Annotated in this window: 10 protein-coding genes; 1 reads left to right on the top strand and 9 read right to left on the bottom strand. The window is 34.9% G+C overall.

Annotated features, from left to right (window positions below; genetic code table 11):
* Positions 1–14: 14 nt before the first annotated feature.
* Positions 15–989 (bottom strand): carbohydrate ABC transporter permease, encoded by a 975-nt coding sequence (locus tag KHA97_RS22140; RefSeq protein ID WP_213126980.1) that lies wholly within the window; start codon positions 987–989, stop codon positions 15–17.
* A gap of 70 nt (positions 990–1,059) precedes the next feature.
* Positions 1,060–2,343, bottom strand: a complete 1,284-nt coding sequence (locus tag KHA97_RS22135; protein ID WP_233713735.1) for an ABC transporter substrate-binding protein — start codon at positions 2,341–2,343, stop codon at positions 1,060–1,062.
* A gap of 242 nt (positions 2,344–2,585) precedes the next feature.
* On the opposite strand from KHA97_RS22135, the gene KHA97_RS22130 reads away from it, so the two are divergent.
* A complete protein-coding gene (locus KHA97_RS22130) occupies positions 2,586–3,839 on the top strand; it encodes an ROK family transcriptional regulator (protein WP_213126978.1) in 1,254 nt (417 codons plus the stop codon).
* Positions 3,840–4,496: 657 nt separating this feature from the next.
* Here the strand turns inward: KHA97_RS22130 and KHA97_RS22125 are convergent.
* The 7 genes from KHA97_RS22125 to KHA97_RS22095 all read right to left on the bottom strand — a co-directional run bounded on the left by KHA97_RS22125 (position 4,497) and on the right by KHA97_RS22095 (position 15,775).
* On the bottom strand, positions 4,497–5,513 hold the full coding sequence (locus KHA97_RS22125; RefSeq protein ID WP_213126977.1) for an SDR family oxidoreductase: 1,017 nt from the start codon (positions 5,511–5,513) through the stop codon (positions 4,497–4,499).
* Between the two features lie 393 nt (positions 5,514–5,906).
* Positions 5,907–9,035 carry a glycoside hydrolase family 2 TIM barrel-domain containing protein gene (locus KHA97_RS22120; RefSeq protein WP_213126976.1) on the bottom strand — a complete coding sequence of 1,043 codons (3,129 nt, stop codon included), beginning with the start codon at positions 9,033–9,035 and terminating at the stop codon, positions 5,907–5,909.
* Between the two features lie 17 nt (positions 9,036–9,052).
* Entirely contained in the window at positions 9,053–9,877 is an 825-nt protein-coding gene (locus KHA97_RS22115; RefSeq protein WP_213126975.1) for a carbohydrate ABC transporter permease, read from the bottom strand.
* Complete coding sequence (locus tag KHA97_RS22110) at positions 9,874–10,746, bottom strand: carbohydrate ABC transporter permease (RefSeq protein WP_213126974.1); 873 nt, start codon at positions 10,744–10,746, stop codon at positions 9,874–9,876. The genes KHA97_RS22115 and KHA97_RS22110 overlap by 4 nt, the downstream gene beginning before the upstream one ends.
* Positions 10,747–11,040: 294 nt before the next feature.
* Positions 11,041–12,324: an ABC transporter substrate-binding protein gene (locus KHA97_RS22105; protein WP_213126973.1), complete on the bottom strand. Its 1,284-nt coding sequence runs from the start codon at positions 12,322–12,324 to the stop codon at positions 11,041–11,043.
* A 146-nt stretch (positions 12,325–12,470) separates the two neighbouring features.
* Positions 12,471–14,189, bottom strand: a complete 1,719-nt coding sequence (locus tag KHA97_RS22100) for a sensor histidine kinase (protein WP_233713726.1) — start codon at positions 14,187–14,189, stop codon at positions 12,471–12,473.
* A gap of 74 nt (positions 14,190–14,263) precedes the next feature.
* The gene (locus KHA97_RS22095; protein ID WP_213126971.1) at positions 14,264–15,775 is read right to left on the bottom strand and encodes a response regulator transcription factor; all 1,512 of its coding nucleotides are present in this window, start codon (positions 15,773–15,775) and stop codon (positions 14,264–14,266) included.
* Positions 15,776–15,786: the final 11 nt, after the last annotated feature.

Genomic DNA, 15,786 nt, shown 5'->3' with positions numbered 1-15,786 from the left:
AAATACCTCCTTCCCTAAGTTCTCTTTCTTAGTAATCGAGCATTTATCAAGGTTACAATCATGATCATTCCAAAAAGGACATAAGATTGTGCTGAAGCTAAGCCAAATTCAAAGTATTCAAAAGCTGTCTTGTATAAATACATTCCCATACTTAGACCCGCGTTATTAACACCACCGCTACCTTGGGTTAACACAAACGGTTCATCAAATAACTGGATACCTCCGACAGTAGCCGTTATTAAACTTACAAATAAAATCGGAATCATAAGAGGTAATGTAATGTACCATACAATTTGTTTTCCATTTGCACCATCTATTTTTGCTGCGTCGTATAAATCATTCGGAATTGTCTGTAACCCTGCAATATGTAAAATAAAATGATATCCGGTCCATCTCCAAATTATAATTAATACAACCAAGGGTTTGACCCAAAACGTTGACCGCAACCATTCGTGTGTAAAAGTGCCCCCAGTAAAAAGACTAATCACAACATTGATTATCCCGGAATTTGTAGAAAATAGGACACTAATCATGATTGCTGTTAATGCAGGTGCTACTAATAAAGGAAATAAAAAGACTACTCTATAAAATCCTCTTGCCTTTGTAATATAATGATTCACCATGAAAGCTAGGATAAATGCCAATCCCAAAGTTAATACAGTCGAGAAAAACCACATAAAAATGGTATTATAAATTGACTTTATAAATACTGGATCATTAAATAATCTGGAATAATTTCTAATACCAACAAATTCCGGTATTCCTACTCCATTCCAACTTGTAAATCCCAGAAAAAATGACGCTATGATTGGAAATGCATTGAATATGATAAAAAGAATAAAGAAGGGGGCGACAAATACATAAAACATTTTATTTTGCTTCACTTTTTTCAATAAGGTGGTTAATTTAGATTTATTATCAACGTTTATATTCACTTGGCTATCTTCATTCAATTTTGCTCTATTTTCTTGATTTTTAGCAATTACCATGGTTTTCAACGCCTCCTTTAACTAATGAGCAGATTTTTCACTGCCCATTAGTTATGCAAAGCAATTATTATTACTTTTTCCTTGCTTCTATTTCCTTAATAGCTTGGTCTAGTGCTTCTTCCATTTTCATTTCACCTATAGTGAAATTCGTTATTAAACTTTTTATTCCATCTGACGCTATTGGATCATTCGTAGTCACAAATGGTGCCGCCATATCTTCTGCAACATTTTTAAATATCTCATTTGTAATTTGACCACCAAAAAAAGAATCTTCATTATTCATCCAATCTTCATCTAAAACTTCTAAATAAGTTGGATACAAATCATCTTTTTTGTACATTTCCTCTAAATTTTTATGATTTTGAGTTACAAATTTTACAAACTCCCATGCACTTTCTTTTTTCTTACTTGTTTTAACAATACCTATAAAATCTCCACCATTATCATAAGCACTTTTTCCGTTATATGACGGAGCATATGTAACACCCCATTCGCCATCGGAGCCTTCAGCATTGTTCTTTAAGTACTTACCAAACCAGTTACCGTACAAATATGTTGCGACTGTTCCATTTTGTATGGATGCATTCCACTCGGGGGACCATTCCTCAAAAGGTGCAATAGCATCTTTTGCATACAACTGTTCTATCAGCTTATAACTATACAAAAAATGCTCGTTATCGATTAATAATTCGCCCTCTCCATTGAAATAAGATGTACCTGACTGTTGAACGATAGCATCAACTATTTTATGCGGTGTCGCTAACATCCACTGTTTACCGGAAATTGATAGCTTTTCCGCCAAATCAATATAATCATCCCATGTTTTTAGTAAATCATGTACTCCATCAGGATCTGTAGGAAGACCCGCATCTTTAAAAACTCTCTTATTATAAAACATTGCGGCAGGTCCAGAGTTTTTTGGTAACGCAAACACATACCCATCTTTTGTTGATGCATAATCCCAAAAATAGTCTAGGTAACCGTCTTTATACTCTGAAGCATTATATGGTGCGTCATTTAAGTTCTCAAACATCCCCATATCCTTAAAATTTATAACATTTCCAATCTCAACCATAGCTACATCCGGACCCTCATTGGCAACTAAAGCAGATGCAAGTTTTTTATGATAATCTCCTTGAGGAAACGCCTGAACCTTTACTTTGATATCGGGAAATTCTTCTTCAAATAAAGGAACCGTAATTTCTTCAAAAGTCTGATCATTATTTGGCCAAGTCCAAACAGTAATTTCTTTTTTTCCGCCATCACTATTTGCCTTTTCTTTTTCACTAGAACAAGCAGTTAGCAACACCAAAGAGAGAATAAAAACAAACCAAATTAAATACTTTTTTTTCATCTTCACACTTAATACCCCCTCGTTTTTTTGACAGCGCTTTCACTATTCACATTATATTAAAGTCACCTTAATAAAGTCAACCGCATTTTTAAATAATTCAAAAAATAATGCCGTAAATACAGAGTTTTTAGTATTAAGGATGTGTATAGTTTTTTATTATAAGTTTGTTTATTTATATACTCTTTTATATAATAAACTTAGTTAATGATAATAATGTAATAATTAATAAGGAGTCATTATGAATGATTGATAAAACCCGAAAAGTAAGTAAAAATTTAATGAAACAATTGAACCAAAAGTTAATTTTAAAAATATTAAAAGAGAATGGTCCCGCTCCAAAATCAGAGATAGCAAAAATCACTGGACTTACAATTCCAGGGGTGACGGATATTATTAATGAACTTGAAAGTTATAAATTAATTAAAAACATGGGGGAATCACCCATTAAACGGGGAAGATTTCCCGTAATATATGAGTTAAATAAAAATTCATTTAAAGTAATTGGCATTACTATAAGATCAGAATCAATAAAAATCGGATTATTTAACATGCTAGGCGAGACTTTATATTTTTTAGAAGAAAAACTAGGTCGTGTTACCTCCCCCGAAAATACGATGGAACTAGTTTCAGGTTTAGTTAATCAAATGCTGGAATTATCTAAAACGAAAATAGCGGATATTAATGGCATTGGCCTTGGAATGCATGGGATTGTAGATCCAATAAAAGGGATTTCTATTTACCCTCCACATCTAAACTGGCGTAATGTTCCCATAAAGAAAATACTCGAAGAAAAAATGAATACTCCTGTTATTGTTGATAATGACTGTAATTCACTAGCAATGGCTGAATATTGGTTCGGAGAAGGTGCTGGGCTAAATTCTTTTATAATTTTGAATATCGATTATGGAATTGGTGCAAGTATAATGATCAATGGAGAGCTTTTTCATGGAAATGATTTTGGAGCAGGTCAGATAGGTCATACAATTGTTCAAGATAATGGTTCACTTTGTTCTTGCGGAAATTATGGATGTTTAGAAACAATATCAAGTGAATTATCGATTCTTGAAAATATCAAAATTAAAATTAAAAAAGGATTTCCTAGTCTTATAACTGATATTGAAAAAGACCCAGATCAAATTAATCCCGTTCATGTATACGCCGCTGCAAAACAAAATGATAAGCTAACGTTAACAACCTTAGAAACGGCCTCACGCTATTTAGGCATTGGCATCTCAACGCTTGTAAATGTTTTTAATCCGGAAAAAGTGATTGTAACAGGTGGTATTTTACGCGGCGGTGATTTGGTCATGAATCCATTATCTGAGTCTTTTAAAAGTCATGCACTAAAAACAAATGTAGCTAGGTTGGAATTAACTCAATCTAAACTTGGAAGAAACGCTGATGTCCTTGGTGCTGCAACATTATGGATTAACGAGTTATTTAAAGGAGACTTTCCATTGGCGAGTTTGAAAAAGGGGAATATTTCGAGTAATTAAAGTATAAATGTGTTATCAATCAGCCATTTAGTCTGTTTGGAAAGAGTGAGGATGGGGATTTGTTCAGCCATTTACCATAAGGCTATGAAGGAAAATGATTTTTTCAAAAAATAGTCAACCATATAAAAATAATGATATTTAACATATCAATAATGCTGACCTCCCTACCTTGCTCTTTCCATTCAAGAAATTGTTACACTGTCATAAATTGATAGCCTTCCGTTTCTTATGCTGTTAACAGTTGAGGAAATGCACCTGTGTTCTTAATGAATGTCATGAATTAAAACGATTGTTCCGTTTGTAATGGGTGATTTAACTACTCAATTGACAGGCTTTGCGCTACGACAATCCGATGAATATACTGATCAGAGAATAGAATAGTCGGGTTCTTTTGCATATTTTATGACAGAATCATTAAAAAAAACATATGGTAGACGAAGTAGTTTTGGTAGAATACTTGTAGATTCTTTGATTTTTTTGTTAATGAAATCCAATTTGTTCCTATTTTACTTAAGATTCATGTTCTTTAAATTAGGATGACTTTTTGAATGCTTTCCCATTTAAGCTATTGTTACAATTACATTACTAATATTTCATTTTGTTTTCACAAAAAAATAAGCCATCAGGATTTTTTCCCGATAGCTCATTGACATAGTTCTATTCTTTTATTTTCTTCAATGCTTCATCCAATACTTCTATTACTCTATCACACCAAGCGTCGAATTCCGGATCTTCTTTTTGAAGTTCTGGATGTTTTAAAATAAATTGAACCGTTTGCTTAATGCCTTGATCAACTCTAGTCGTAGCCACAAAATCCGGTACAAGTCTTTTTAGCTTTGAATTATCAAATACAACTGTATTTGCTTTATCTCCAATAAGTCCGCCCCTAAAGTCATATATGCTGCAAGCATCTAAAAATTCAGATGGAACATGAACGGCATTTAGTTTTACTCCTAAAGCATCAGCGATAATTTCATATATTTGATTCCAAGTAACCGATTCATCCGACGTGATATGGACAGACTCCCCAATTGCATGGATATTCCCCATCAAACCTATAAAACCCTTTGCAAAATCACGATTATGTGTCAAAGTCCATAAGGTAGTACCGTCCCCATGAATAATGACTGGCTTATTTTCAAGCATCCTTTTTGCTACTTGCCAGCTGCCGTTGTTGCCATGCACACCAAGTGGAATCGAACGTTCACTATATGTATGGCTTGGCCTAACGATTGTGATTGGAAAACCATTATCTCGATATTGCTTCATCAAATAATCTTCACAAGCAATTTTGTTTCGAGAATACTCCCAATATGGATTGGATAATGGTGTTCCTTCTGTAATCCGATAATCAGATAACGGTTTTTGATAAGCAGATGCAGAGCTAATAAAAATATATTGCTTCGTTTTCCCTTTAAAAAGTCGGTAATCTCTTTCCACATGTTCTGGTACAAAGGCGATAAAATCTGCAACTACATCGAATTCATGATCTTTTATAAGGTCAGCAACCTTTTGTTCATCATGAATATCTGCCGTAATGACTTTGACACCAGCTGGCAGATTGTCATTTCTTGTACCTCTATTCAAAAGATACAGTTCACAACCACTTTCCGCTAGCTGCTGTGTAATAGCTGAACTAATCGTCCCTGTTCCACCAATAAATAGCGCTTTCATTTTATCCCTCCAATATAAAAATTATTATACCTATGTTAATGATACTGTTTTTTCTCATAGTTTACTACTTTTGGAGTTTTAAGGAATTTGGCCTGCTTAACGATATATGAAATTCCACCATTCTGCTCTGTATTGAACCTAATCACTGCATTTCTCTAAGATTTGTTACAATTCTGCCGAGCATCCATTCCAATCGTTGCATAACTCCACTACTTGTCACTATTCTGCGGTGCATCCATCTCTATCGCAGCATAACTCTTGTATTTCTCATAGTTCTGCTGTGAATCGACCTGAATCACAGCATTTCTCTGCTGCACCTGCCATAATTAAAAATAGAAAAAGGATAGGTTACAGAATATTATCCCGTTCACCTATCCTTTTCCTTTCAAAACATTACTTTTTAATCGGTATTAATGAAAATTTATAACTATAGTGTTGATTAGCATATAACGTAAATTCCGGATGTGTTTTTTGTAACCAACTATCGTCTCCACCAACACCCATTTGTTTGTGATTAACTCGAATAACGGATTGGTTTCTATTCGGTAATTTATAGGAATGGCTTGCTTCTTCCAATTCGAATGGTGTGTATGGAAGAACATTTAGTTCTACTGTTGGCAATCCCGTAATTTTAAATCCGATGCCACTGTCGTTCGTGATTGTTGCCCATCTGACTTCTGTTTTATTTCCACATTCTTGTGGTTTTAAATAAGGGATATATTGGTCTTTTACTTTTCCTTCATAGATACCAATTTTTGCTCCTTTTTCCTTATCAATGTAATTCTCGTGAGGACCTTTTCCGTACCATTTTAGGTTGTCAAAACTTGTATCCATCGTAAACAACATTCCAACCTCTGGGATTTCCGGTAAATCAGATCCAGGAGTCAATGTGGATTCCACTACAATTTCTCCATTGCTTTTCACAGAATAGCAAATTTCTGTGCTAGATTCAGTTGAAGTAGGTAAGCTATATTTTACTAGAACAACTACTTCTTCATTTGATTTTTCAACTTGGAAGTTTTCCAGTGTCCGCTTCATTCCCGCTTCACGCCAAGTAGCACTACGCTTATCAAGCTTATTACCTCTATCATTATCCGTCATGGCGCGCCAATAGTTAGGTATAAGCGGGCTATTGATTAATTCTTCTCCGGCAAATTGGTAGGAGACAAGATCACCAGACTTTTTATTAAATCGAATCGAAAATCCTTTTCCTGAAATCGTTAGCTCATCGGCTTCATCGACTGTTTCCAATTTTCCATTTACACTTTCTGGTTGTACACTAACACCTTCATGTAAAACAAATTGTTCAAAAGCAATCTCATGACCTGCTTCTGCCCAAAGTGTACCTTCTTTCAAACGAAGACTAACCGTCAAGATAATTTCTCCATCAGCATCAAGCTCGTCCATTGCGTAACTTATTTTAACTTCTTTCGAAGATAATGGCGGAACATCCAAATCTTCCTTGCCTGTTTTTATAAGTTCTCCATTACTAGTAAGTGAAAAGGTAAGTTCAAAATCATTTAAGTTAGTAAAAAGATTTTTATTTTGAACATTGATAACTCCGCTCGCAAGATCAACCGCTCTAAATTCGATATTTTGATAACATTTTTTCACTTCATAAAGCTTAGGAGTAACTGTACCATCTGCAAAGATTAATCCATTACCGGAAAAGTTCCCATCATGAGGCGATTCACCGAAGTCCCCACCGTACGCTAGAAATTCAATGCCATCTTCTGTTTTCGTACGAATTGCTTGATCACGCCAATCCCAAATAAAACCACCTTGAATGATTGGATACTTGTCAAACAGCTCTGTGTACTTAAATAAATTTCCAACGGAATTTCCCATTGCATGAGCGTATTCACAGAGAATATACGGCTTCATTTGTTGCTCTGATTTTTCCGCTTCGATTGCGTATTCCTCTACTTTTGAAGGGGTAATATACATCGTGCTTTCTATATCTGATGCTGCTTCGGATGCTCTGTAATGAAATACACCTTCGTAGTGAACGAGTCTACTTGGATCTATTTCATTGAAAAATTGATGCATTTTAAGGAAATTGTCCCCACCAAATGATTCATTTCCTAAAGACCAAATGACAATGGATGGATGATTTTTATCACGTTGAAACATGGAGTTGCAACGATCTAATACATTCTCTGTCCATTCAGGCTTGCTTCCTGGAACCGTATCTTCAAGTTCCTTCTGTCCGTAAATCCATGAACCATGCGTTTCTAAGTTGTTTTCATCGATGACGTACAAGCCATACTGATCACATAATTCATAGAGATATGGATTGTTCGGATAGTGAGAAGTCCGGACTGCATTAATATTATGCTGTTTCATAAGCTTAATATCATGAATCATGTCCTCATGATCAATTGCTCGTCCTTTATCGGCATTAAATTCATGGCGGTTTACACCTTTAAAGACAATTCGCTTTCCATTTATCTTCATCAAACCATCTTTAAGCTCAAATTTACGGAATCCAACCTTGCAGCTTTCCGTTTCGATAAGTTGACCGTCTTCATCTTTCAAACTAAGGACCAAAATGTAAAGATTTGGCTGTTCTGCACTCCACTTCAATGGATTTTCAACAAATGTAGAAGCACTAATTTCACATTTTGCCTCGCCAGAAATATTAACTTCTACAGAAATCGGCTCAGCCAACACTTTTTTCCAGTTATCTTCATAAAGCATTGCTTCAAACGTAACATTCCCACATGTTTCTTTTACATAATTGGTGATGCTAGCATTCACTTTCATCTCAGCATCGCGATATTCACTATCAAGCTCTGTATTGACAAAAAAGTCTTGAATATGGATACGAGGCGTTGAGTATAAATAGACATCCCTAAAAATTCCACTCAATCTCCAAAAATCTTGGTCTTCAAGCCAGCTGGCATCGCACCAACGATATACTTCTACCGCTAATTTGTTTTCTCCATCAATTAAATATGGAGTAATATCAAATTCAGCTGGGGTAAACGTATCTTCACTATAACCGACTAAATCTCCATTTACCCAAATATAAAATGCCGATTCGACTCCTTGGAAACTAATATATACAGGTTGATTTTCCCATGATTCTGGTACCGTGAATGACCGAATATATTGTCCAACTGGATTGTATTTCGTAGGTGCAAACGGGGCTTTAAGCTCTTCCGTGTTAATCCAGGGATAATTTACATTCGTATATTGTGGATAATCATATCCTTGCAATTGCCAGTGGGCTGGCACTTTAATAGGATCCCAATTACTAGAATCAAAATCAGCCTTAAAGAAATCGCGATTTCTTTGATCAGGAGTTTCAGAGAATGAAAATTTCCACTCACCATTTAATAACTTATAATATTTCGATGCTTGGCGATTTCCCTCAAGCGCTTCTTCTATTGTGTCGTAAGGCATTAATGTTGCATGGGCGTCTAGCCTATTCAATTGAAAGATTTCAGGGTTATTATTCCACTCTGGATATCCGTTTTTCGGTGGAGTGTATTCAAATTTCTTCAGCTGTTTCAACATCTAAATCCCCACTTTCTTTATTTTACAGATCCCATCATACCGGCAACAAAGTGTTTTTGCATTAAGAAAAAGACTAGTGCCGTAGGTAATGTAGCAATCACAATGGCCATCATAATCACACCGTAGTCAGGTGTATATCCTGAACCTAAGTTAGAGATAAGTAATGGAATCGTTTGTTTTTCCGGCGATTGAATGACAACGAGTGGCCATAAGTAGTTATTCCAACTACCCATAAACGTAATAATAGCTGCTGCTGCATACGTCGTTTTCATTGATGGCATAAAAATTTTGAAAAAGATGCCTATTTCTGATAAACCGTCAATACGGCCAGCTTCTACTAGATCTTTTGCGAACATTTTCGTATTTTGCCTAAATAAAAAGATTAAAAACGCTGTCGTAATTGTCGGTAAAGAAACGGCTGCCAATGTATCGATTCCAATGAATGGCACTACTTGAGAAATTGAACCAAACATACGATAGAGCGGAACCATCAAAGCTGCAAACGGAATCATCATCGACAATAGCAAAATATTAAATACGATGTCTTTCTTTTTACTGCGGAAGATTTCAAATCCGTATCCCGCTAAAGACGCGATAATCAACGCTAAAACCGTCGTTGCAATCGCAACAATCGCAGAGTTTAACAACGCTGTTCCCATATTGACATTTTCAAATAATTTCTGCATGTTTTCAAAAAAGTGACTCCCTGGAAGCAACCGGCCTTTTGTAACTTCTTTCGATTCATTCGTAGAACTAATAATCATCCAAAAGAATGGAAAAATGGAAATGAATGCAGCTATCGATAAGAAGACATACGCAAAAACTCTTTTAAATGTAGTCAATTTCGATCACCTGCCGCTTTAAATTGTAATGATGAAAAGATAACGATTAATATAACGATTACAAATGATACAGCCGCCGCATACCCGAAGTCAGGCGAATATTTAAATGATAAGTTGTAAATATATTGAGAGATGGAGACGGTCGAATTCCCAGGTCCACCCTTCGTAATATTCATGATTTCATCAAATATTTGAAGTGTTCCAATGGTTGAAGTAATAGAGGTAAATAAAATGATTGGTTTTAAAACAGGAATCGTAATTTTAGTGAACACTTGAAACGCATTTGCCCCATCTATTTTTGCAGCTTCATAGATTGATTGATCTACATTTTGAAGTCCTGACAAGTAAAAAATCATGTTATAGCCAGTCCAGCGCCATGTAATCGCGATAATAATGGTTATTTTTGCAAGTAATGGATCCGTTAACCATGGAATTGGTTTTGAAATAAGAGAAATGCCCATTAAAAACTGATTAAGGATTCCATCTAAACCAAATAAATATTTAAAGATAATGGAATAAGCTACAAGTGAGGTAACAGCTGGCAAAAAGATCGCTGTTCTAAAAAAGCCTTTGAACTTCAATTTAGGATCATTTAATAAAACTGACAAAACTAAAGCCAAAATGATCATAATAGGGACTTGGACAATCAAATAGATAAAAGTATTTTTTAATGCTGCTAGAAATGTAGGATCTTTAAATAATCTAGTGTAGTTATCTATTCCAACGAATTCCAAGTTATTCCCCATACCGGATTTAAACGATAGGATGAAGGCCTGGATCATCGGCAAGAAATAAAATATAACGATAAAAATGGTGGCAAAAAGGACAAATGACCAGCCGATTGCATTATTCTTCAGTTTGTTGCTCATGTTCTCATCTCCTTAGGCTAAAGCAATTGCAGGTCCTCTAAAAATTGAGGATTCAAAAAGGAGGATAAAAAGGACCAAAAATTTCAAGGCGGCGTAGTTTCGAGCAGCGGAATGTATGCTATTACATACATGAGCAGCGGAGAAACAAGCAAACGAAGAAATTCGAAGTGTCATTTTTACCGGACTTTTTGAATATCCTCTTTTAGGTAAAACCTTGGAACAAGCTCCACTAGGCTTATGGTAAAAGTCCATACGCCCGAATGCAGAACTTGACCAAGGCTGATTTTAGAAAAATTATTTTAATTGTGCATCTGCTTGTTTTTGAGCATTATTAAGGACATCTTTAATATCTTGGCCGTTTAAATAATTTTGCATCTCGGCTACTAAAATATCTTCTACCGCATACGTATGCATGCCGTAGTTAACAGTTGGAATTTCTTCCATCCATTTTGAAAAATCAGCAACAGTCTTTTGACCACCGAAGTAAGGATCTTCTGCTTTATACGCATCACCATCAGAGGCTTGTGTATAAGTACCGATTGCCCCTACTTTTGTTACTAGATTTTGATAAAAATCTTTATTAGAACCAAAAGTATTCGCTAAGAACTCAGCTGCTTTTTCTTTACCATCAACATTTAACACATAGAATGAACTTCCACCTAAGTTTGAAGCATTAACTGCTCCCGGTAAGTCTAATCTTGGAATTGGTACGACAGCCCATTTTCCAGATTGTGAATCTTCAGCTTTAATACTTGGTGTAATCCAGTTACCTTGCGCAACTGCTGCTACTTCCCCATTGTTAAAGCCTGCAAGTAATTGGCTCCAGTCAGAATGAACTCCAGCAACTTCATCTTTTAGCATCGTTTTATAAACACGGAATGCTTCAGCCAATGCTTTGTTGCCACTAATATCAGGAGTAACTCCATCTTCTTTTAAGTACCATTTTCCTGCTGTTTGAATCATCATACGAATGGTTCCTAAGTCGTTAGGGTCAACCGTAATCATTGGCTTTCCTGTTTTTTCTTTCACTTTTTTACCCATTTCAATAAATTGGTCCCAAGTGATATTTGTAAAATCATCCACTGTATATCCAGCTTCTTCAATCATATCTGTACGAATGTATAAGCCAGCTACACCTGTATCAAAAGGCAAGCCATATAATTTTCCATCTAGACTAGCAGACTCGATTTTATAAGGGGCAAAATCATCTTTATTGATATACTCAGATAAATCATAAAATGCGTCTGGATACGCTTTTAAAAAGCTTTGCGCACGGTAATCTTCAATTAGAACAAGATTTGGCATCCCTTTCATTGTTCCGGAACTTAAGCCTGTATTTAATTTAGAAACAATATCAGGTTGAGCGTTTTCAATAATGTTAAGATTAATCTCTTCTTCACCATTATAAGATTCATCAGCAAGCTTCAAAGCTGCTATATTGAAATTAGGATCCCACGCCCAAGCAGTAATCGTATTAGAATCACCACTCTTACCGGAGTCTCCTCCTTCTTTTGAACCTGAACCGCATGCAGCAAGCATCATGATACTTGCGACAACTAATAATAATAGTTTCTTCACTGGTTATACCTCCTCAAAATTGGAAACGCTTGCTTCCTATAAAAATCATAACAAAATAAAAAAAAAGACCGTTAGGACGATCTTTAGAAAAAACTTTAAATATATTTTGGAGATGAGCTGGAAACGTTTTCTCGTTAAAACTTTTTTTATAAATTTGTATTATCTTTAGATTTTATGACCGGCAATCGAACAGTAACTCTTGTCCCTTCCCCTATTTGGCTCGCTACATTCACACCATACCGATTACCATATATTAACTGAATCCTCTCTTGGACGTTCCGAATCCCAATTCCACTAAAAAGCTTTCGCTTGCTTTTACGATTAATCGTCTTCTCTTCCATCCCATCACCATTATCATTAATTTCACAAATGAGTTGCTCATCTTTTTGTAGAATCATAAGCTGGATATATCCTTCTTTCTTACGGTTAAAACCGTGAAAAAAAGCATTTTCGATAAATGGCTGCAATATCAATTTCGGTAACTCAAATGGTAAACATTCAGGTGAGACGAAATAATGGACTTTAATTGAATCTCCGTATCGAATTTGGTTGATATATACATAATTCTTTATATTATTTAACTCTTGCTCTACAGTATTGGTTTCACTGATGTTTCCAATTGTGTTTTGCAATAAAGAAATTAACGCATTAATCGTTTGCGCTGATTTTTCTTTATCACCATTTTGCACCATGAATTTGACCGAAGCTAATGTGTTATATAAAAAATGTGGGTTAATTTGCTGCTGAAGAGCTTCTAGCTCTGCATTCCGCTGCTTTTTCTGCGTATCAATCAGCTTTTGCACGTAGTCATGGAGCTCATCTAACATATTGTTGAATGCTTTCGAAAGCTGCCTTGTCTCATAACTTCCAGATTCAACGATGTATGAATCAAAATTCTTTTGACTCATATTGGAGATTTGTTTTACTAATGATGATAATGATTTCGTTAACCTTCTAGAAATCAAAAAAACGATGCATAGAGCAATCATAACGATAACAGCACTAATCATTGCAATCATTTTCGTATCAAGCAAATTACTCATTACACTTTCACGGTCAATTAAGTTGACAAGATACATATCAAATGTAGGTAAATACTCGGAAAATAATAAATAGTTTTCTCCTAAAACTTCTACCTGTTTGTACGTATGATGATGACCTTCCATACCCTTTACATCTTGGAGCAACTCTTGAAATTTCTGTCCAGCAATAGACTCGTCACTACTGGATACAACCATTCCAGATTGATTAAGAAGCAGTACATTATTTCCGTTACCAGTATATCTTGTATATAATTGCTTGAAATCTCGTTCGCGAATCGCAATATACATTACGCCATAAATTCGATCCGTCGAATTTTCTATTAATGCTTTTGAAGTGACAATCGTCTCTTCCTGATTAATATCATGATCGATTTTCTTCGGATCATATTGATATAAAATTCGATTTGGTTCCTTATAAGAATTAAATGTAATGCGATCTTTCTTTAATCGGTCCGCCGAAACAGGCCAATTCACATAATTTGTTGAATATACCCGACCATTCTCTCCAAATAAAACTATATTGATTCCTTCTTGATCAATCATCGTTACATATCGATCCATTTGCAGTTTTATTCGATGTGCTGCCTTTGCTAATTCAATAGGATCTGACCGTTCATCCGTTAAATAATTCTTCACATAACCGCTTTGCTGAACTTGGTTCGAGACGGATACGAGCGAATAACTTAAAGCTTCAAAATCTGTTGTTACTTGTTCCATTACTTTCGCATTTCCAAGACTAAATGTATCAATAAAAAGCCTTTCTGACACACGAATCATGGTAAATGTAATTAAGACGGATACAGCCACTATACTTACGACCATTACGAGAAACATCTTAAAAAATAAGCTATTATTTTTTATGCTGTTTAAAAAGTTGCTTACCATTTTCTCATGTCCTATACAGAAAAGCTTTTCCTATATTTACTAGGAGACATTCCTGTCATTTTTTTAAAAACCTTACAAAAATAACTATGATCTGAATAACCAACAAGGCCACTAATTTCTGAAATGGATATTCTTTGATTTTGTAAATATTCCTTCGACTTTTCTATCCTAATATGTGTTAAATACTCATTAAACCCAATGCTATGGTGAGTACTAAAATAAGTTGATAAATAAGATGGGTTAAAATGAAAATGTTCCGCCAAGTTAGAAAGACTAATCGGTTCGTCATAATGCTGGTCAATATAATCAAGTAATTTTTGCATATTGGATTGACTCGGGTCTTGTAGCTCCGTATCAATGATTTCTTTTACTTGGGTTAAATAAGTATGGAAATAATAGACCGTCTCCACAACATCTTTTGCCTCATTGATCATGGCAAAATGTTGATACTTGTCTTGTTGTAATGTATCACTTTTAAAATTCAAGTTTTCCAACAAAATGGTCGTATTGAAAATAATATTTCCTAAAAATGCTTTAAATTCATTCTCATCCTTCGTGTATTGATGGGACAAATAGTCTACATATTTATTTAGATATTCAAAGGCTTCTTCAAAATTTCTCCTTTTGAAGACATCAATGAATTGATTTAAATCAAACGTTATATTTTCTTTTGGTAGTTTAGGTAATTGTGCAAAAGTTAACAAAGTTTGGTTTGGAAAGTAAAATCGATACTTCCTCAGCTTTTGTAAGTCATCTTGAAATTGTTTTTTTAAATCTTTCAATGATGCAAAAGGTTCACTTAAAGCCCAATTCATATTTAGATGGACATCTTCCAAAGCTTTAAGAATAAATGGGATATCATAAATTTCTATATTAAGCAAAAACGTATAGCTAGTTGATTCTTTAACAATGGGATAATTCGTAACGTTAGATAGAATGCTCAAAACTTGCTCTATTTGTAAGTGGTCTAAAACCTGATCTTTTGCATCGGCACCAAGTAAGCAAAAATATTTATTTGGAAATGACTCTTTAACTAAATGATGATCGTAATCTACCTCATACCCTTCCATTAGTTGCTGAATGATTTCTTCGATGGAATGTAATGGGCTAACGGTACGGTTTAGAGTAAAATTTGGTATCTTATTAACGGCCTTTTGTATTGTTTTTAACAGTTCTTGTCCGTCTAATTTAGGCTTGAGTATATAGTCTGTTACTCCACTTTGAAAAGTAGAACGGACATATTCAAAATCACTAAAACTACTTAAAATAATGACTTCAATATTTGGATAATGTTCTTTAATCTCTTTTGTTAATTTTTCACCATCCATAACAGGCATGACCATATCAGTAATGACAATGTGGGGGTGCTCCTGTTCAATCAAGTAAAGTGCTTCTTTTCCGTTAGATGCCTCGCCGACAATGGTGAATCCTTCTTGTTCCCAATTTATATAATGCTTAATTCCTTGTCTGATTAACACTTCATCATCAACAATTAGGACCTTACATTTCTCTGGAGCAGACAAGTGTCATCCCC

This window comes from Lederbergia citri (genome assembly GCF_018343625.1).
GTDB classification, from domain to species: domain Bacteria; phylum Bacillota; class Bacilli; order Bacillales; family Bacillaceae_C; genus Lederbergia; species Lederbergia citri.
Note: the sequence above shows the minus strand (reverse complement) of the source record. Positions and strands in the feature narration are given on the sequence as shown.

Bases quoted from the DNA above. Each gene is read 5' to 3' on its own strand.
- KHA97_RS22140 (WP_213126980.1), bottom strand. From the start codon at position 989: ATGGTAATTGCTAAAAATCAAGAAAATAGAGCAAAATTGAATGAAGAT.
- KHA97_RS22135 (WP_233713735.1), bottom strand. From the start codon at position 2,343: ATGAAAAAAAAGTATTTAATTTGGTTTGTTTTTATTCTCTCTTTGGTG.
- KHA97_RS22130 (WP_213126978.1), top strand. From the start codon at position 2,586: ATGATTGATAAAACCCGAAAAGTAAGTAAAAATTTAATGAAACAATTG.
- KHA97_RS22125 (WP_213126977.1), bottom strand. From the start codon at position 5,513: ATGAAAGCGCTATTTATTGGTGGAACAGGGACGATTAGTTCAGCTATT.
- KHA97_RS22120 (WP_213126976.1), bottom strand. From the start codon at position 9,035: ATGTTGAAACAGCTGAAGAAATTTGAATACACTCCACCGAAAAACGGA.
- KHA97_RS22110 (WP_213126974.1), bottom strand. From the start codon at position 10,746: ATGAGCAACAAACTGAAGAATAATGCAATCGGCTGGTCATTTGTCCTT.
- KHA97_RS22100 (WP_233713726.1), bottom strand. From the start codon at position 14,189: ATGGTCGTAAGTATAGTGGCTGTATCCGTCTTAATTACATTTACCATG.